Source organism: Klebsiella sp. GG_Kp146 (assembly GCF_040061975.1).
Taxonomy (GTDB): domain Bacteria; phylum Pseudomonadota; class Gammaproteobacteria; order Enterobacterales; family Enterobacteriaceae; genus Klebsiella; species Klebsiella quasipneumoniae.
Genome location: NZ_JBEAHA010000022.1, coordinates 24812 through 42925 on the forward strand (window position 1 = coordinate 24812; position 18114 = coordinate 42925).

Genomic DNA, 18114 nt, shown 5'->3' on the forward strand with positions numbered 1-18114 from the left:
TCTGCCAAAATCGTTAGAGCTCTAACGAGTTTATGTCTGACAACCGGCGGAATTCAAGGGAAAGGATAAAAAATGGTTAACGGTGTGTGCGTTTATTGTGGCGACAGGAGGATACCCCCTCAGGCCATTTACTCATGGAGGATACTCTTATTCTGCGCCATCACCCAAGTGATAAAAGCGCGCAGGGGCGCGGGAATATGTTTGCGACTTGGATAGTAGACGCAGAAATGATCCGCCGGGTAGCGGTAGCTGGGTAATAAGCGAACCAGGCTGCCGGCGTTCAGTTGCGCGGACACCAGCGACTGATAGACAAAGGCGATCCCCAGTCCGCTCTCCGCCGCCTGAATCATCGCCGTATCGGAATCGACGACCAGATCGCCCTTGACGGCGACTTCGCCTGGCTCGCCGTCGGGGCTGATAAATTCCCACCGGTACTTTTCGCCGCTGGGAAAACAGCGGTTGATGCAGCGGAAATTGACCAGCGACTGCGGGGTGTCGGGCGCTCCGGCCTCGTGGAGATAGTCCGGGCTGGCCACTGGGATCAGCGACAGCTTCTCGCCAAAGGGGATGGCAATCATATCTTTGGGCACGTCCCGGGAATAGCGAATGCCAGCGTCAAAACCGGACTCGATAATATTCACTTTCCGATCGGTGGTATACAACTCCAGCGTCACGTCAGGATAGGCGGTTTTAAAAGCAATAAAATAGCGCTGAAAGAAAAGGTCGAGAACAATGCGCGGTAAATTGACTTTCACCACCCCTTCCGGGGTCAGACGGTGATAATTCAGACTGTCGACCACCCGGCGATAATCATTCACCACCGGCGTCATATTATTAAGAAATTCCTCACCCACCGCGGTTAAAGACAAACTGCGCGTCGAGCGATTGAGCAGGCGCACGCCTAATTTTTCTTCCAGATGATTAATAGCGCTGGTGAGGGCCGGCGGTGAAAGATTTAATGCTCTGGCAGCTTGCCGAAAACTGCCATGTTTCACTATGAGTATTAATATTTCAATTTGTTGCAAATCAGGCAACGTTTTCATTGTTAATTTCCAGCTAACACCGCGTTCGGAATAGATTAATTGTTATCAATGTAAAAGGGAAGTATATATTTAATAACATTCAGCACGTAAGGAAAATAAGGTGAAAACACGTTATCTCGGAAAAGAGAAGTTCCAGGTTTCCGCATTGGGTCTCGGGTGTATGGGAATGAGTTTCGCCTATGGCGGCGCTGAGGAGTCGCAGGCGATTAATACCATCCATGCCGCAGTGGACATGGGGGTGACCTTCCTGGATTCCGCCGAAGTGTATGGGCCTTTTGACAATGAAGTCCTTGTTGGGAAAGCGATTAAAGGCATCCGCGATAAGGTGCAGATTGCCACCAAATTTGGCTTTCGTATTCTGCCGACCGGCCAGGGGCTGGAGCGGATGGCCGGCGTCGACAGCCGTCCGGAACATATTCGCGAGGCGGTGGAAGGGTCGCTGAAGCGGCTGAATATCGAGACCATCGATCTGCTCTATCAGCACCGCGTCGATCCCGCGGTGCCGGTGGAAGAGGTGGTGGGCACCATGGCCGACCTGGTCAAAGAGGGTAAAATTCGCCATATCGGGCTGTCGGAAGTGTCAGCCCAGACGCTGCGCCGGGCCTGCAAGGTGCATCCGATCGCTGCGGTGCAGACGGAATACTCGCTATGGACCCGTGAGCCGGAGGGCGGCATCCTCAAGGCCTGCCGCGAACTGGGCGTGGGCTTTGTCCCTTACAGTCCGCTGGGCCGCGGCTTCCTGACGGGCCAGATCACCGACCCCGGCGTCTTCGCAGCCGATGATTTTCGTCGCAATCTGCCGCGCTTCCAGGCCGAAACCATGCGCAAAAACCAGCAACTGCTCGACCGTCTGCAGCAGGTCGCCAGCCGCTACGAGGCCACCCTGGCCCAGATGGCCCTCGCCTGGGTGATGAGCAAAGGGGAAGATATCGTGCCGATCCCCGGGGCGCGAAAAATGAACAATCTGCGCGATAATGCCGCTGCAGCCGATATTATGCTCTCCCCTGAGGATATTCTCGCCATCGATCATATTTTCGCTCCCGAAAACGTCGCCGGATTACGCTATAACCAGGGCGACTTTAATTTAATCGATAAATAATCTCCTGAATACGCTCCTCCCGCCGGTCTGGCGGGAGATAAGGTAACTTATGACTATTGCTGTTTCCCGTCCGGCGGGATTGCCTGCGGCGGTGTATGCGCTTTCCGTGGGTTCATTTGGTATTGGCACCACCGAATTTGTGATTATGGGTTTATTACTCGATGTGGCCCATGACTTTCATATATCCATTACGCTCGCCGCCTGGTCTATTACCGCTTATGCCTGTGGGGTGGTGATTGGCGCGCCGCTGCTGACGCCGCTATTAAGCCGTTATCGCAAAAAACCGGCGCTGTTATTTTTAATGATCTTATTTTCCATTGGAAATTTAGGCTGTGCGATCGCCGGTAATATGACTATGCTAATTATTGCCCGGGTAATAACTGCGTTCGCTCACGCTTCGTTCTTCGGAATAAGCTCGGTCTATGCCGCGGAGCTGGCGCCGGTGGATAAACGGGCTTCGGCGGTCTCCGCCGTGTTTCTCGGCGCCACCCTGGCCAATATTCTGGGCGTGCCGCTCGGCGCCTGGGTGGGGCAGTACCTTGGCTGGCGCTATACCTTCTATATGGTCACGCTGATCGGCATTCTCTCCGCCCTGGCGGTGATCGCCCTGGTGCCTGGCCGTCAGGCGCAGCCGTCGGCCCAGAGCCGGATCCGCGATGAGCTGAAGGTGCTCCGTCATCCCGCTGTGCTGCGCAGCCTGCTGATCACCGCCCTCGGGTTCTCCGGCGTCTTCGCCGCCTTCACCTACATCGCGCCGATGCTGAAAACCGTCACCGGGATGAGCGACCACCTTATTCCACCGGTGCTAATGCTGTTCGGCGTCGGGATGGTCGCCGGGAATCATCTTGGCGGCCGACTGACCGACGGCGGCGTCCGCCGGGCGCTGCTGCTAACTCTCGCCTTGCTGAGCGTCGTCCTGTGTCTTTTTCCGTGGGCGATTCAGACGCTGCCCGGCGCCTGCGCGGCGGTGTTTCTGCTGGGGGCGGCGATGTTCTCCACCATTCCGCCGCTGCAGATGCAGGCGCTGGACAGCAGTGAGAGCGGCAAAAGCATGGTCTCTTCGTGCAATATCGCCGCCTTTAACCTCGGCAATGCCGGCGGCGCCTGGTTTGGCGGGCTGCTGCTCGCCTCCGGTGTCTCTCTCTCGCACATTCCCCTGGCCGGTGCTTGCCTGACCGCCAGCGGATGGGTTATCGCTAGTGTGACGTTGTCACCTTTAAAAGGAAGTCAAGCATGAAGTATCGATATTTAGGTTCCACCGGGCTGTCGGTTTCGGAGCTCTGTTTTGGCGCCATGACGTTTGGCGAGAAAGGGGCCTTTCTCGGCGCGCCGGGGCGCAACTGGTCGGAATTCGGCGTGGTGCCTGAGCAGACGGCCTACGATCTGGTGTACAAAGCGCTGGACGCCGGGATTAACTTTTTTGATACCGCGGACTGTTATAAGAATGGCCAGGGCGAAGAGCTGCTCGGCAACGCGCTGAAGGGAAAACGCCAGCAGGTGATTATCGGCACCAAAGGACGCTGGCAAACCGACCCCAACCCGAACGCGCTGGGGGCGTCGCGCTACCATATCATCAATGCCGTCGAGGCCAGCCTGCAGCGGCTGAAGACCGATTATATCGATATCTATCACCTTCACGGGTTCGATCCGCGCACCGCGCTGGAGGATACCCTGCGCACGCTGGATACGCTGATCCGCGCCGGGAAAATTCGCTATATCGGGGTCTCCAACTACGCGGCCTGGCAGCTGGCGAAGGCGCTGGGGATCTCGGAGCGCCTTGGGCTGGAGAAATTCTGCGTCTATCAGGGCTATTACAATATCGCCGCGCGTGAACTGGAGCATGAGATTATCCCGCTCAGCGTCGATCAGAACGTCGGCATCACCGTCTGGAGCCCGCTGGCCGGGGGCTTTCTCACCGGTAAATACCCACGCAATCAGGCGTTTCCCGAGGGCAGTCGCCTGGCGAACGCCACGCCGTTCGAATCCGCGCCGATCGCCAACCGCGAGCAGGCCTGGCAGACCCTGGAGGTGATGCAGGAGATTGCCCGCCAGCGCAACGCCAGCGTCGCGCAGGTGGCGCTCAACTGGCTGCGTACCCGTCCGGGGATCGCTTCGCTGGTGATCGGCGCGACCAAACTGGCCCAGCTGGAGGATAACCTGGCGGCGCTGAACTGGACGCTGAGCGACGAGGAGACGGCGATCCTCAACAGCGTGAGCGAGAAAGAGAAACCATACCCCTACTGGCATATCTGCAATGTCGCCGGCGATCGTCGTCTGGCCGATGATATCTATCCCTAATCACCCTACACCCAGGCAACACGCGTATGCCCCGCACGGGGCATACAGAGAGGCTCGATCGTGAAAAAAGTACTCATTGTTGGCGCCGGCCCGGTAGGGTTAATCATTGGCTGCTATCTGAATAAGTATGGAATTGATTTTGATATCATTGATAAAAATACCCACAGCACCACCTGGTCCAAAGCGCTGAGCGTCAGTCCGGCGACCATTAAAGCCTTCCACGGCTTAGGCCTTGCCGGGGAACTGATCGCCCAGGGAAAGCAGGTTCAGTCAGTCTACGCTTACTATAAAAACCGCAAATTTCTGCATATCGATAACCGCCGACTCGCCACCTGTTACCCCTTCCATGTCAGTATCCCGCAGCCGCGGACGGAGAAGATCCTCGAAACGGCGTTGGCCGACGCCGGGCGGGAGGTCAAACGTGGGCACCAGCTGGTCTCCTGGCGCCGGGAGGGGGAACGCTATCACGTCTCCCTGCTCGACGATGCCCGCCGGGCCTGTTCCGCCGCTTATGACTATATTATCGGCGCCGACGGCGCGGCCAGCACCGTCCGCGAGCTGGCCGGGATCGGCTTTAGCGGTCATGACTATCCGCTGCATTTTGTGATGGCGGACGTGCAATTCGACCGTGCGGCGGCGCTCCCGGGAACCTCCTACCATATTGATGAGCAGGGCTTTTTGATTTTCCTGCCCATGCCGGACAATCAGGTCAGGATCGTGATTAAAAAAGCCGGGCGCCTGCCGACGCCGCGTCCGGTGCCGGACCTGCAGGAGATCAACGTCGCGCTGGCGCGCTACTGCCCTCAGGTGCCGCCGGCGCAGACGCTCACCTGGTCTTCCAGCGCCAATTTCTATAACCGCATCGCCGATGACAATCTGCAGCATCATATTATGCTGGCGGGAGATGCCTTCCACCTGTTCAGTCCCATTGGCGGGCAGGGGATGAACACCGGCGTCCAGGATGCGGTGAACCTCGCCTGGAAGCTGGCTTTCTATCTGCACGGCGTGGCCACTGACCGACTGCCGGCGTCCTATCGCGCCCAGCGCTTCGCGGCGGTGAGCGGTGTAATGCGCTCCACCGATCGCGATACCGGCCTGATTGCCGGTCTGGTGCCGAGAAATCATATCGACGGGGTCTACTTTCCGGAGTTTTGCAACCGTCACTACTATCGTCACCAGCTGCCGCTGCAGTACGCCGGCTTCACCGCGACGCAGGCGCAGCACCCGGACGGCCTGGCAGGGCACCATGTTCCCTGGTACGTTTTTGCCTCGCCGCAGGCGATGTTTCGCAACAGCTATGACGTCTTCGCCAGCGGTAAGGTGGTGATCTTTTCCGCCCGCGCCGCTTGTCCTCCTGTGTCCCGCCTGAAGCAGGCCGGCTGGTTTATATTCTGCCCCCTCGAACAGGCGGACGAGGCGTTTCTCGAAGCGCTACAGATCGGCCCCGATGACTATGCGGTGGTCAATCCCGATGGCTATGTGGGCTTTACCGGCAGCGAAGCCGGGACACGGCAGTATTTTTCCTCGCTCTACGTAATGGAATAATCATGAACAAAGTCTATATCGTCGCGGCCTGCCGTACGCCGGTGGGGCGCTTTCTTGGCGCCCTGAAAACGGTCTCTGCGGTGGAGCTGGCCGCGCTCACCGTCAGGCACAACCTGCAGCAGGCCGGCATTGACCCGGCGTGGATCGATGAGGTGATCTGCGGCTGCGTCCTTGCCGCCGGGCAGGGGATGGGACCGGCGCGTCAGGTTGCGCTGCGGGCGGGGATCCCGGTGCAAAAGCCGGCTTACACCCTGAATATGATCTGCGGTAGCGGCATGAAAAGCCTGACCGAAGGGGCGATCCATATCCAGAGCGGTTATGCCGACCTGGTGGTCGCCGGCGGAATGGAAAATATGAGTCAGGCGCCGTTTTTGCTGCGGGGAGAGATAAGGGGCGGGATGAAATTCGGCGCGTTCAGCAGTGAGGATGTGATCCAGCGCGACGGATTAACCGATCCGCTGCTGCAGATCCCGATGGGGGAAACGGCGGAGGCCATCGCCGCGCAGGAGCAGATCTCGCGCGCGGCGCAGGACCAGTATGCCCTGGAGAGCCATCACAAAGCCTCCGCCGCCAGCCGCGCCGGCTATTTTGCCGATGAGATGGTGCCGGTGACGGTCAGCGCGAAGCGGGGCGTCAGCACGGTCCGCGAGGATGAGCCGATCCGCCATGATCTTAGCGCCGAGCAGCTGGCGGCGTTGAAACCGGCCTTTCGCGCCGACGGCAGCGTCACGGCGGGCAATGCCTCCGGGCTGAACGATGGCGCCGCGTCGGTGATCCTCGCGTCGGCGCGCGCCGTTGCCCGCTATGGCCTGCAGCCGCTGGCGGAGATTGTCTCCTTTGGCGAGGGCGGCGTCGACCCGTCCATGATGGGGCTTGGCCCGTTGCCGGCGATAGCGTGCGCCCTGCGCCGCGGGCGTTTTCAGCTCAGCGATATGGCCCGGCTGGAGATCAACGAAGCCTTTGCCGCGCAGGTGCTGGGGGTGGTCAAGGGACTGGCCAGAGCGCATCAGATGACGGAGGAGGAGATTGCTTCCCGGCTGAACGTCCACGGCGGCGCGATCGCCCTCGGCCACCCGCTGGGCAGTTCCGGGACGCGGATTGTGGTCAGCCTGGTGCACGCGCTGCGCCGGGAGAATCAACCGACCGGCCTGGCGTCGCTGTGCATCGGCGGCGGGATGGGGATTGCGTTACTGGTGAAAACGATCTGAGGAGACAAGCGCCATGGAAAAATTAATTGTGGTGGGTGAGAAATTTACCGATTTTGCCCGGCGGCATGAGAATGTGCTGACGGTGAATGAGTTTGAGCGGTTTGTCTGGAGCGGCGAGCTGGCCGGGGTCGATAAAATCGTTATCGGTCAGGGGGTACAGCTCGACGACATCTCCCGCACCATCTGCATTATTCGTCAGCACTATCCGGACACAATGCGCCAGATCGTCAATCTGCAGGATCTCTATTATCAAAACAATCGCGATCATCAGCGGCTGGTACATAAACGTAAAAAAGCGAATATCCTCATCACCTCGCCGGAAAAACGCGATGAGGATAGCTATTGCGCGCGCCTGCTCCTGCAGGATGCCTCGGAGCTGCTCTGCGACCACCAGACCGGGCAACATATTCAGGGGATGGTGCTGATCGAGGCGGCGCGGCAGACCATCATCGCCACCACGGAAAAATTCCTGCTGGCGGAGGCCGGCGTGGCGATGGCGGAGAAGTACTTTACCCTGAGCTCGCTGCAGGTGGCCTTTTCCTGCTTTGTTTTTCCGCTGCCGGTGACCATCGTCCTCAACGTGGTGTCGCGCAAAAGTTCAGCCCATGGCCGCTTCACCTGTGAATGCTCGGTGGGGTTTGACCAGACCGGCACCCGCAAAGCGGAAGTTGGCTTTAGCTTCAGCGTCTATGACCTTAACTACATCACTCGCAAAGAGTGCGAGCAGGCGGCGCAGTGCCATCAACATTATCTGGTCAGTATTGAGCAGGGGGACGGGGATGAGCATCGCCTTTTTTGATGTGGATGAAACGCTGATTACCGGCAAAAGTATGTTCCTGTTTCTGCACCGCTATGCCGCGGAATATCCGCTGCAGTGCGGTTTGACGGCCGCGGCGATTGTCCGGCAGCTGCAGGCGCTCAGCGAAGCGGGTCAGCCGCGGGAGGCGATCAACCGCTACTATTACTCGCTGTTTCGCCACGAGTCGCGCCCCCGGGTGCGGGCGGTCGCCGAGCGCCTGTATCGCGAAGGCGGATATGGTTTTCACCGCGAGGTGGTGGCGCGCCTCAGGCAGCACCAGGCGCGGGGGGATGACGTGGTGTTTGTCTCCGGGTCGATGACCGACATTCTCTGGCCGGCGATGGCGGCGCTGGGGGTGGAGCATGCCCTGTGCTCAGAGCCGGTCGTGGTGGATGACCGCTATACCGGCGAGCTCTGGCGGACCGCCATCGGCGAACACAAGGCGGCGCATGCCCAATGCTATGCGCAGGAACAGGGCCAGCCGCTGGCGGCATGCTACGCCTTCGGCGATCATATCTCGGATCTGCCGCTGCTCGCCGCGGTCGGCCACCCCTGCGCGGTGAATCCCTCTCCGGGGCTGCTGACGGAGGCGCAGCGTCGGGGATGGCCAGTGCTGTGGTCCACCGGCGGTTGACGGCGCGACGGCAAAAAAAAGGGGCGGCGCAATGCCACCCCTGATTCACTTCCTGACGGGGATCAGCCCGGGTAGATGCCGCGGTCTTTACGCGCCATCAGGATGCGCTCGCAGGCCACGATATAGGCGGCGGTACGCAGGGTACATTCTTTCTCGGCCGCTTTATCGCAGACGTGAATAATGGCGTCGGTCATGATGCGGTCCATCTTGGCGTTGATCTCCTCTTCGCTCCAGAAGAAGCTGGCCATGTCCTGCACCCACTCAAAGTAGCTGACGGTCACCCCGCCGGCGTTGCAGATAACGTCCGGCACCACGATCACCCCGCGCTCGGCCAGCACATCGTCCGCTTCCGGATAGGTTGGGCCGTTAGCCCCTTCCAGCACCAGTTTGCAGCTCAGCTTCTCAGCGCGATCGCGGGTGATTTGCCCTTCCAGCGCCGCCGGGATCAGGATGTCCATCGGGGTGGTCCAGAACGCCTCTTTATCGATCTCCTGGGCGCCCGGGAAACCGGCGATCTGCTTTTTCTCCGCCTGCCAGGCGGTGAGGGCGGCCATATCAATCCCGCCTTCGTTGTACAGGGTGGCGGTGTGATCCTGAATGACCACTACGCGGGCGCCGACGCCGGCGAACAGGCGCGCCGCTTCGCTACCGACGTTACCAAAGCCCTGCAGCGCCACTTTAGCGCCTTCAATTTCGATGCCGGCGCGACGGGCCACTTCCCGGCCGGTGACGAACACGCCGCGTCCGGTGGCTTTTTCACGACCGAGGGAGCCGCCGAGGTGGATCGGCTTACCGGTGACCACGCCGGTGATGGTGGTGCCATGGTTCATGGAGTAGGTATCCATCATCCACGCCATCACTTTGCCGTTGGTGCCAACGTCCGGCGCCGGAATATCTTTCTGCGGCCCGATGATAATGCCGATTTCGCTGGTATAGCGGCGAGTCAGGCGTTCCAGTTCACCTTCCGACAGCGAGAAGGGGTCGACGCGGATGCCGCCTTTGGCCCCGCCGTAAGGAATATTGACCGCGGCGCACTTAATGGTCATCCAGGCAGAAAGTGCCATGACTTCGTTAAGATCAACATCCGGATGGTAGCGAACACCACCTTTACCCGGCCCACGCGAAAGATTGTGCTGAACGCGATAGCCCTCGAAGTGGCGAATGGTGCCGTCGTCCATCTGCACAGGGATGTCGACGATCAGCGCACGCTTCGGATGGCGCAGGGTTTCCACCCAGTAGGCAAGATCGCCGAGATAAGGCGCGACACGGTCGATCTGGCGCAGGTAGGTGGTCCATGGAGATGTACTACTTTCAGATGCGTAAGATAACTTTTCCATAAGAGTCCTGTTTCTCAGTGTTATTTATGTCGTGTAAAACCGTGGAATAGCTACAGCAGTAAACTCTGTGCAATGAATGGTATCACCAATTTTATAAAGCGGTATTTGACGGCAATTCCGATTTTTAAATTTTTGTTAGAAATTTTATTTTTTAAGTGAATAACTACGCACGAGAACCACCCGCAAGCTGTGCATTTTAATTCACTTTTTATTCACTTAAGTGCATAAGAAAATATTTTTTCTATGTTTTTCATTATCTTGATGATCTTCAAAAAGTGAATAAATTGCGTTTCCCCATATTGACAATCTTATTGTTCACAGGCCAGCATTAGCCCACACAACAACATGGCGTTAACCATGAATTAACAAATACCCGTAAAAATAATAGGGCTTAACTTTTCTGTGGTGAATATTTTTACCATCGCAGCGGGCGCGCTCGTGCCCAAAATAAGCCGAGGGTCAGGGTTAATGTCGATTGTCCAACGCGGCGGGAGCGTTTTCCGTCGTCTTACGTTCCGGAGATGAATGATGTCAGGCAGTATGACTCGCGAAGATTTTGACGCTTACCTGGTTCCCTGTTTTGCCCCCGCGCCGTTTATTCCGGTGAGGGCGGCGGGCTCCCGCGTCTGGGACCAGCAGGGGAAAGAGTATATCGATATGGCCGGCGGCATCGCAGTGAACGCCCTCGGCCATGCCCACCCGGCGCTGGCTGAGGCCCTGCAGGGGCAGCTGGCGAAACTGTGGCATATCGGCAATGGCTATACCAACGAACCGGTGCTGCAGCTGGCGAAAACCCTGGTGCAGTCCACCTTTGCCGACAAGGTGTTCTTCTGCAACTCCGGCGCTGAAGCGAACGAGGCGGCCCTTAAGCTGGCGCGGAAATATGCCCACGATAAGTTCGGCGGTGAAAAAAGCGAAATCATCGCCTTCAACCACGCCTTCCATGGCCGCACGCTGTTCACCGTCTCCGTCGGCGGCCAGCCGAAATATTCCAGCGATTATGCGCCGCTGCCGCAGGGCATTACCCATCTGCCCTATAACGATATCGAGGCGGTCACCGCGGCGATCTCCTCACGTACCTGCGCGGTGATCGTTGAGCCGATTATCGGCGAAGGCGGGGTGATCCCGGCGGACCCGGCGTTCCTCCAGGCGCTGCGCGCCCTCTGCGATCGCCATCACGCCACCCTGATATTCGATGAGGTGCAGACCGGCGCCGGGCGTACCGGCCATCTCTACGCCTACCAGCATTACAACGTCGTCCCGGACATCCTCACCAGCGCCAAAGGGCTGGGGGGCGGCTTCCCGATCGGCGCGATGCTGGCGAAAGAGGCCTGGGCGCAGGTCTTCCTGCCAGGCACCCATGGCACCACCTTCGGCGGTAACCCGCTGGCGGCGACCGTCGCCAACGCCGTGCTGGCCCATCTGGATGCGCCGCTGCTGGCGGGGGTCGGCGAGCGCCATGCGCTGATCGTCGACCAGCTGAATGCCCTCTCTGCCCGCTACGATGCGTTCAGCGCCGTGCGCGGCGCCGGTCTGCTGATCGGCGCCGAGCTGGCCGGACCGCTGCGCGGGAAGGCCAAAACCCTGACCAACCTGGCGGCGGAAGAGGGGGTGATCGCCCTGATTGCCGGTCCGGACGTGCTGCGCTTCGCGCCGGCGCTCAATATCCCGCTGGCGGATATTGCGCAAGCCTTCGTGCGCCTTGATCGCGCCGTTGCCCGCTTAACCCGCTAACCGGGAGGACGGCCTGTGATGCTATTTCGTCCCGTAAGGGAAAACGATCTTGACGACATCGTCCGCCTTGCCGCGCGGGCGGGGGTTGGCATGACCTCTTTACCCCATGATGCCGGGCGCCTGGCCGCCCGGATACGCCGCAGCATTGACACCTTCGCCGGCGCGCTGCCGCGCGGCCAGCAAGGCTTTCTGTTTGTGCTGGAAGACACCGCGCTGGAGCGGGTGGTGGGGGTCAGCGCCATTGAGGTGGCGGTGGGCCTGGACGAGCCGTTTTACAATTTTCGCATTCAGAAAACGGTTCGCGCCTCGAAAGCGCTGGGAGTCTATAAGCCTCAGGAGCTGCTCAATCTGAGCTATGACCACACCGGTCACAGCGAGCTGTGTACGCTGTTTCTCGACCCCGGGTATCAGCGCAACCGCAACGGTCTGCTGCTCTCCAAGGCGCGGTTTTTGTTTATCGCCGCCTTCCGCGAGTGGTTTTCGCCGCACCTGTTTGCCGAACTGCGCGGCTGCAGCGATGAGCAAGGGCAGTCGCCGTTCTGGGATGCGCTGGGCCATCACTTCTTCGAGATCCCGTTCGCCGATGCCGACCGGCTGACCGGCACCGGCATGAAAACCTTTATTGCCGAGCTGATGCCGGCGTACCCGATCTATATCTCGCTGCTGCCGGAGAATGCCCGTCAGGTCATCGGTCAGGTGCATCCCAACACCGCCCCGGCGCGGGCGATCCTCGAGAAAGAGGGGTTCAGCTGGCGCGGCTCGGTGGATATTTTCGATGCCGGTCCGGTGCTGGAGGCGGAGACCGATCAGATCCGCGCCGTGCGCGACTGCCAGTGCCTGCCGGCTCAGCAGCTGACGGGCACGCTGTCGGCGCCGACCCTGGTCGCCAACGGTCAGTTCGACAATTTTCGGGCGCTGCTGGTGGCCCACGAAGAGCAGGTCTCACTGGACGCCGCCGCGCTGGATGCGCTGCAGGTCACTGAAACCGACCGCGTTTACACGGTAACCCTGAACCCAGAGGAAAACAGATCATGGCGGTAAAAGCACAGTTCATAGCCGGGCAGTGGCAGCCGGGCAGCGGCGCTACGATGAGTAAACTGGCCCCGGAGGATCAATCTCTGCTGTGGCAGGCGGCCAGCGCGGGGGCCGACGACGTCCAGGCGGCCTGCGCCGCGGCGCGGGCGGCGTTTTATCCCTGGTCGCACCGCCCGCTGGCCGAGCGTATTGACGTCGTCCAGCGTTTCGCCGCGCTGCTGGAGACGCACAAAGAGGCGCTGGCGACCCTGATTTCCCGGGAGACCAGCAAGCCGCTGTGGGAGACCCGCACCGAAGTGCAGGCGATGATCGGCAAAGCCGCCATCTCCGTCGAGGCCTATCACCAGCGGACAGGCTTTCACGAGTCGACCCTGCCGGACGGTAAAGCGCAGCTGCGCCACAAGCCGCACGGCGTGATGGCGGTCTTCGGTCCCTACAACTTCCCGGGCCATCTGCCCAACGGGCATATCATTCCGGCGCTGATCGCCGGTAACACCGTGGTGTTTAAACCCAGCGAGCTGACGCCGGCCACTGCGGAACTGACGGTCCAGCTGTGGCAGCAGGCGGGCGTCCCCGACGGGGTGATTAACCTGCTGCAGGGCGGGAAAGCCACCGGCCAGGCGCTGCTGGAAAACCGCGATATCGACGGCGTGCTGTTCACCGGCAGCGCGGCGGCGGGTTTCCACTTCCATCGCTACTTCGGCGGTCAGCCGGAGAAGATGCTGGCCCTCGAGATGGGCGGCAACAACGCGCTGATCGTGGCCGACGTGGCCGATGTCGATGCGGCGCTGCATGTAATTATCCAGTCGGCGTTTATCTCCGCCGGACAGCGCTGCACCTGCGCGCGCCGGCTGATCGTTCAGCGCGGCGAGCAGGGGGATGCGCTGCTGCGGCGACTGGTGGAGGCCAGCGCGCAGATCCGCGCCGGGAAATGGGATGACCAGCCGGCGCCGTTTATGGGCGGGGTGATTTCCCTTGAGGCGGCGCAGAACATGCTGGCGGCGCAGCAGAAACTGGAGGCGCTCGGCGGCAAGGTGCTGCTGCGCATGCGCCAGCCCGACCCGCACTCCACGGTGCTGACCCCGGGGATCATCGACGTCACCGGTATCGACGTGCCGGATGAAGAGTACTTTGGTCCGCTGCTGACGGTTATCCGTTACGACGACTTCCCGGAGGCGATTCGCCTCGCCAACCAGACCCGCTATGGCCTGGCCGTGGGGCTGATCTCCAGCGATGCGGCGCAGTTTGACCAGCTGGCGGACGAGGCGCGAGCCGGGATCGTCAACTGGAACAAGCCGCTGACCGGCGCTTCCAGTAAAGCGCCGTTTGGCGGGGTGGGCGCCTCCGGCAACCACCGGGCGGCAGCGTGGTACGCCGCCGATTACTGTGCCTGGCCGATGGCCTCTCTGGTCAGCGACACGCTGACGCTTCCGGCGAACGTATCGCCGGGCCTGCCATTCTGATAACGGATCCTGTGAGGACATATGTCTGGTTTTGAAGCTAACTTTGATGGCCTGGTCGGCCCGACGCACCACTACGCCGGACTCTCCGTCGGCAATGAAGCCTCGCAAAATAACCGCGATGGTCTCTCTAACCCTAAAAAGGCGGCGCTGCAGGGGCTGTATAAAATGAAAGCCCTGGCCGACCGCGGATTCGTGCAGGGGATCCTGCCGCCGCAGCCGCGGCCGAACCTGCGCCTGCTGCGCGACCTGGGATTCGAGGGTAGCGATGAGCAGGTCATCCGCCAGGCGGCCCAGGCGGCGCCGCAGCTGCTCTCCGCCTTCAGCTCCGCCTCGTCGATGTGGACCGCCAACGCGGCGACCGTTTCGCCGTCGGCGGACAGCGCCGATGGCAAAGTCCATTTCACTGTCGCCAACCTGAACAATAAGCTGCACCGCATGCAGGAGGCGCCCACCACCTCGGCGATCCTGCGCGCCACCTTCGCCGATCCGCGCTACTTCGCCCATCACGCGGCGCTACCGCAGCATGGCGACCTCGGCGACGAAGGGGCGGCCAACCATAACCGCTTCTGCCGGGAGTACGATCGTCAGGGCGTGCAGCTGTTTGTCTACGGTCGACGCGCCAGCGGCGGCATCGCCCCGGTGAAGTATCCGGCGCGGCAGACCCTGGAGGCCAGCGAAGCGGTGGCCCGTCTGCACCAGCTGGATCCGCGCTATACGGTGTTTGCCCAGCAGGCGCCGCAGGCTATCGATCGCGGCGTGTTTCATAACGACGTTATCGCGGTCAGCAATCGCCATGTGCTGTTCCACCATCAGCAGGCGTTTGTCGAACAGTCGACAGTATTGGCGACGCTGCGGGCAAAAAGCGACCGTCTCGATATCCCGTTTACCAGCGTGGAAGTGCCGGACGAGCGGGTGTCGCTTGATGACGCCGTAGCCTCATATCTGTTCAACAGCCAACTGCTGAGCAAACCCGACGGCAAGATGCTGATCGTGGTGCCAGAGGAGTGCCGGCAGCGGGAAAACGTCTGGCGCTACCTGGGCGACCTGGCGGCCGACAGCGCCTCGCCGATCGATGAAGTGGCGGTTTTTGACCTGCGGGAAAGCATGCGCAACGGCGGCGGCCCGGCCTGCCTGCGGCTGCGGGTGGTGCTCAACGAGGCGGAGCGCGACGCGGTCAACGCCCACAGCCTGATGAACGACGAACGTTACCAGCAGCTGACGGCGTGGGTGGAAAAACACTACCGTGACCGGCTGCACGCCCGCGATCTGGCGGACCCGCAGCTGCTGAGCGAGGTTTATCAGGCGCTGGATGAGCTGACGCAGATCCTGCGTCTGGGCCCTGTCTATGATTTTCAGCGTTAAGGAGCGGCAGATGGAGCATCTGGTTAACGATTTACTGCACTGCCGCCTGCAGGAGTGGACCTTTCCGGCGGACATCGAGGCCCGCTGGCTGGGCGAGGGCATCCTGCAGCTGCTGCCGTCCACGCCGTGGCGTCAGGCGACGATCCTCTCCGCTGGCGTCCATGGCAATGAGACCGCGCCGACCGAGCTGCTGCTGCAGCTGACCCACGATCTGAGCCAGGGGCGGCAGCCGCTCACCCAGGCGCTGCTGATCGTCTTTGGTAACCTGCCGGCGATCCGCGCCGCGCGTCGCTATCTGCACAACGACCTCAATCGCCTGTTCGGCGGCCGCCATCTGGCGGTCTCCCCGGGCAATGAGTCGCGGCGGGCTTTTGCCCTCGAGCAGGCGGTGCATGCCTTCTATCGCGCCGCCGACGCGGCGGGGCCGGTCAGCCGCAGCCATCTCGATATGCATACCGCCATTCGCGGGTCGCTGTATCGCCAGTTTGCGTTGCTCCCGGCCCACGCGGAGGATTTTTCGCCCGGCTTCTACCAGCTGCTGCAGGCCAGCGGGATGGACGCAATCGTGCGCCATACCGAAGCGGGCGGCACCTTCACTCATTTCACCTGCGAAAAGTTCGCCGCGCAAAGCGCCACCCTTGAGCTGGGAAAAGTGATGCCGTTCGGCGCCAACGATCTCAGCCTGTTCGCCGCCGCCGACGCGGCGATCCGGGCCTGGATTTCTGACGCGCCGCTGCCCACGCGCGACAAAGCGCCGGTGGATTACTTCCTGGTCGAGGAGAGCATCATCAAGCGCGAAGGGGAATTTACGCTCAATCTGGCGGCCAACGTCGAGAACTTCACCGCGCTCCCGGCAGGGTATGAGATCGCCCGCCAGGCAGAGAAACGGTGGGTGGTGCAGGCCCGGGCCCCCTATATCCTCTTTCCCAATGCCGGGGTCGCCACCGGCCAGCGCGCCGGGCTGCTGCTCCGCGCCGCGGCGCTTCGCCTCCCGCAACCAGCCTGAGGAAACACCATGACTGAACATCAACATCAGGCGCCATCTGCCGCCGGAGGTGAAGGCGCGTCACAGCTTAAGCGCGGGCTTGGCGCCCGCCATATCCAGATGATCGCCCTCGGCGGCGCCATCGGCACCGGGCTGTTTATGGGGGCGGGGCGCAACATCGCCGTCGCCGGCACCTCGATTCTGGTTATCTATGTGCTGGTCGGGTTCTTTACCTATATGGTGATGCGGGCGATGGGGGAGCTGCTGCTCACCCGCCATGACTACCGCTCGTTTGCCGACTTTGTCGGCGAGTATCTCGGACCGCAGGCCAGCTTTTATCTCGGCTGGACCTACTGGCTGAGCTGGGTGGTGACCTGTATCGCCGACGTGGTGGTGTGCGGGAGCTATATGCAGTACTGGTTCCCCGAGCTGTCGGCGTGGATGCCGGCCCTCAGCATGCTGGCTATCCTGTTCCTGCTCAACCTGCTGTCGGTGAAAATGTTTGGCGAGGCGGAGTTCTGGTTCGCCCTGATCAAGGTGATCACCATTATCGCCCTGATCGCCACCGGCGGCTGGATGATTGCCACCGGCTGGACCTCTCCGGACGGCGTGACGGCTTCTCTGAGCCATCTCACCGACCCGACGGCCTTTATGCCTCACGGTATCACCGGCTTTTTCGCCGGCTTCCAGATAGCGATCTTCTCCTTTACCGGCATTGAACTGCTGGGGACGATGACGGCGGAGACCCGCGATCCACAGCGCATTTTGCCCAAGGCGATCAATGCCCTGCCGCTGCGGATTATCATCTTCTATCTGCTGTCGATGGTGGTGATCATCGCTGTCGCCTCCTGGCCGGGAGTGTCGGCGGAGACCAGCCCCTTCGTGACGCTGTTTGCCAAAGCCGGGCTGCCCGCGGCGGCGGCGGTGATTAACTTCGTGGCGCTGACCTCGGCGATGTCCTCGGCCAACAGCGGGGTCTTCTCCAGCACCCGCATGCTGTACGGCCTGTCGGTGGAGAAGCATGCGCACTGGCAGTTCCGTATTTTGTCGCGCAGCACCCGCATCCCGGTGCGCAGCCTGCTGTTTTCCTGCTTCTGTATGCTGATCGGTACGCTGCTGCTGTTCCTGGTGCCGAATGTGATGACCCTGTTTACCATCGTCTCGACCCTGGCGGCGATTATGGTGGTGTTCAGCTGGGGGATGATCCTCGTGGCGTATCTGGTTTATCGCCGTCAGCGTCCGGACCTGCACGCCGGTTCGATCTTTAAGATGCCCTTTGGCGTGGCGATGAGCTGGGTGAGCCTGCTGTTCTTCGCGTTCGCCATCTTCATCATGATCTTTGATCCGGACACGCTGCTGGCGCTGCTGGCTTCTCCGCTGTGGTTTATCGCGCTGTGGGCCTTCTGGAAGCTGAAGCAGCGGCGCGAGGGGCAGCTTCAGCTGGACAATCAGAGCGCCTGACACCCGCCGGCCCTGGCGGCCGGCTACAACTCGTCTTAGCCGTTGTTCTCGTTTGTCTGCCCGGTGGCGGCTGGCGCCTTACCGGGCCTACTGTCTTACTGAGCCTGGGAT

The 18114-nt window shown here is 61.0% G+C and carries 15 protein-coding genes and 1 pseudogene; 13 read left to right on the forward strand and 3 right to left on the reverse strand.

The genetic code is table 11. The annotated features are described in order from the left end of the window. Nucleotides 1-128: 128 nt before the first annotated feature. Nucleotides 129-1043, reverse strand: coding sequence for a LysR family transcriptional regulator (locus ABLU95_RS20090; RefSeq protein WP_348880302.1), 915 nt, complete (start codon nucleotides 1041-1043; stop codon nucleotides 129-131). A gap of 100 nt (nucleotides 1044-1143) precedes the next feature. Here ABLU95_RS20090 and ABLU95_RS20095 point away from each other — a divergent pair, with 100 nt between their 5' ends. Genes ABLU95_RS20095 through ABLU95_RS20125 form a run of 7 tightly spaced genes read left to right on the forward strand, consistent with a single transcriptional unit; the run spans nucleotide 1144 to nucleotide 8626 of the window. Then, nucleotides 1144-2142, forward strand: a complete 999-nt coding sequence (locus ABLU95_RS20095) for an aldo/keto reductase (protein ID WP_348880304.1) — start codon at nucleotides 1144-1146, stop codon at nucleotides 2140-2142. Between the two features lie 49 nt (nucleotides 2143-2191). Further along, on the forward strand, nucleotides 2192-3379 hold the full coding sequence (locus ABLU95_RS20100) for an MFS transporter (RefSeq protein WP_023289472.1): 1188 nt from the start codon (nucleotides 2192-2194) through the stop codon (nucleotides 3377-3379). Continuing rightward, nucleotides 3376-4440: an aldo/keto reductase gene (locus tag ABLU95_RS20105; protein ID WP_023289473.1), complete on the forward strand. Its 1065-nt coding sequence runs from the start codon at nucleotides 3376-3378 to the stop codon at nucleotides 4438-4440. The genes ABLU95_RS20100 and ABLU95_RS20105 overlap by 4 nt, the downstream gene beginning before the upstream one ends. 60 nt (nucleotides 4441-4500) lie before the next feature. After that, on the forward strand, nucleotides 4501-5985 hold the full coding sequence (locus ABLU95_RS20110; protein ID WP_348880306.1) for an FAD-dependent monooxygenase: 1485 nt from the start codon (nucleotides 4501-4503) through the stop codon (nucleotides 5983-5985). A gap of 2 nt (nucleotides 5986-5987) precedes the next feature. Next, nucleotides 5988-7193, forward strand: coding sequence for an acetyl-CoA C-acyltransferase (locus ABLU95_RS20115; RefSeq protein ID WP_023289475.1), 1206 nt, complete (start codon nucleotides 5988-5990; stop codon nucleotides 7191-7193). A gap of 13 nt (nucleotides 7194-7206) precedes the next feature. After that, nucleotides 7207-7992, forward strand: coding sequence for an AfsA-related hotdog domain-containing protein (locus tag ABLU95_RS20120; protein WP_348880308.1), 786 nt, complete (start codon nucleotides 7207-7209; stop codon nucleotides 7990-7992). Then, entirely contained in the window at nucleotides 7973-8626 is a 654-nt protein-coding gene (locus tag ABLU95_RS20125) for an HAD-IB family hydrolase (protein ID WP_348880310.1), read from the forward strand. The genes ABLU95_RS20120 and ABLU95_RS20125 overlap by 20 nt, the downstream gene beginning before the upstream one ends. A 62-nt stretch (nucleotides 8627-8688) precedes the next feature. Here ABLU95_RS20125 and ABLU95_RS20130 read toward each other — a convergent pair whose 3' ends face one another. Both ABLU95_RS20130 and ABLU95_RS20135 read right to left on the reverse strand, forming a co-directional pair. After that, nucleotides 8689-9963 carry a Glu/Leu/Phe/Val dehydrogenase gene (locus tag ABLU95_RS20130; protein ID WP_101977553.1) on the reverse strand — a complete coding sequence of 425 codons (1275 nt, stop codon included), beginning with the start codon at nucleotides 9961-9963 and terminating at the stop codon, nucleotides 8689-8691. Nucleotides 9964-10175: 212 nt separating this feature from the next. Next, nucleotides 10176-10322 (reverse strand): annotated as a pseudogene (locus ABLU95_RS20135) (hypothetical protein). 169 nt (nucleotides 10323-10491) lie between these two features. On the opposite strand from ABLU95_RS20135, the gene ABLU95_RS20140 reads away from it, so the two are divergent. The 6 genes from ABLU95_RS20140 to ABLU95_RS20165 are packed head-to-tail and all read left to right on the forward strand — an operon-like array spanning nucleotide 10492 to nucleotide 18003. Then, on the forward strand, nucleotides 10492-11697 hold the full coding sequence (locus tag ABLU95_RS20140; protein ID WP_348880315.1) for a bifunctional succinylornithine transaminase/acetylornithine transaminase: 1206 nt from the start codon (nucleotides 10492-10494) through the stop codon (nucleotides 11695-11697). An 18-nt stretch (nucleotides 11698-11715) separates the two neighbouring features. Continuing rightward, nucleotides 11716-12738: an arginine N-succinyltransferase gene (gene astA, locus ABLU95_RS20145; RefSeq protein ID WP_023289480.1), complete on the forward strand. Its 1023-nt coding sequence runs from the start codon at nucleotides 11716-11718 to the stop codon at nucleotides 12736-12738. After that, complete coding sequence (gene astD / locus ABLU95_RS20150) at nucleotides 12729-14195, forward strand: succinylglutamate-semialdehyde dehydrogenase (protein ID WP_086075404.1); 1467 nt, start codon at nucleotides 12729-12731, stop codon at nucleotides 14193-14195. The genes astA and astD overlap by 10 nt, the downstream gene beginning before the upstream one ends. Before the next feature lie 21 nt (nucleotides 14196-14216). Continuing rightward, nucleotides 14217-15557: an N-succinylarginine dihydrolase gene (gene astB, locus ABLU95_RS20155; protein WP_262963295.1), complete on the forward strand. Its 1341-nt coding sequence runs from the start codon at nucleotides 14217-14219 to the stop codon at nucleotides 15555-15557. A gap of 10 nt (nucleotides 15558-15567) precedes the next feature. Then, the gene (gene astE, locus ABLU95_RS20160) at nucleotides 15568-16563 is read left to right on the forward strand and encodes a succinylglutamate desuccinylase (protein WP_348880313.1); all 996 of its coding nucleotides are present in this window, start codon (nucleotides 15568-15570) and stop codon (nucleotides 16561-16563) included. Nucleotides 16564-16572: 9 nt separating this feature from the next. Then, a complete protein-coding gene (locus ABLU95_RS20165; RefSeq protein WP_032452677.1) occupies nucleotides 16573-18003 on the forward strand; it encodes an amino acid permease in 1431 nt (476 codons plus the stop codon). Nucleotides 18004-18114: the final 111 nt, after the last annotated feature.

Bases quoted from the DNA above. Each gene is read 5' to 3' on its own strand.
- ABLU95_RS20090 (WP_348880302.1), bottom strand. From the start codon at position 1,043: ATGAAAACGTTGCCTGATTTGCAACAAATTGAAATATTAATACTCATA.
- ABLU95_RS20100 (WP_023289472.1), top strand. From the start codon at position 2,192: ATGACTATTGCTGTTTCCCGTCCGGCGGGATTGCCTGCGGCGGTGTAT.
- ABLU95_RS20105 (WP_023289473.1), top strand. From the start codon at position 3,376: ATGAAGTATCGATATTTAGGTTCCACCGGGCTGTCGGTTTCGGAGCTC.
- ABLU95_RS20115 (WP_023289475.1), top strand. From the start codon at position 5,988: ATGAACAAAGTCTATATCGTCGCGGCCTGCCGTACGCCGGTGGGGCGC.
- ABLU95_RS20120 (WP_348880308.1), top strand. From the start codon at position 7,207: ATGGAAAAATTAATTGTGGTGGGTGAGAAATTTACCGATTTTGCCCGG.
- ABLU95_RS20125 (WP_348880310.1), top strand. From the start codon at position 7,973: ATGAGCATCGCCTTTTTTGATGTGGATGAAACGCTGATTACCGGCAAA.
- ABLU95_RS20130 (WP_101977553.1), bottom strand. From the start codon at position 9,963: ATGGAAAAGTTATCTTACGCATCTGAAAGTAGTACATCTCCATGGACC.
- ABLU95_RS20140 (WP_348880315.1), top strand. From the start codon at position 10,492: ATGTCAGGCAGTATGACTCGCGAAGATTTTGACGCTTACCTGGTTCCC.
- astA (WP_023289480.1), top strand. From the start codon at position 11,716: ATGCTATTTCGTCCCGTAAGGGAAAACGATCTTGACGACATCGTCCGC.
- astD (WP_086075404.1), top strand. From the start codon at position 12,729: ATGGCGGTAAAAGCACAGTTCATAGCCGGGCAGTGGCAGCCGGGCAGC.
- astB (WP_262963295.1), top strand. From the start codon at position 14,217: ATGTCTGGTTTTGAAGCTAACTTTGATGGCCTGGTCGGCCCGACGCAC.
- astE (WP_348880313.1), top strand. From the start codon at position 15,568: ATGGAGCATCTGGTTAACGATTTACTGCACTGCCGCCTGCAGGAGTGG.
- ABLU95_RS20165 (WP_032452677.1), top strand. From the start codon at position 16,573: ATGACTGAACATCAACATCAGGCGCCATCTGCCGCCGGAGGTGAAGGC.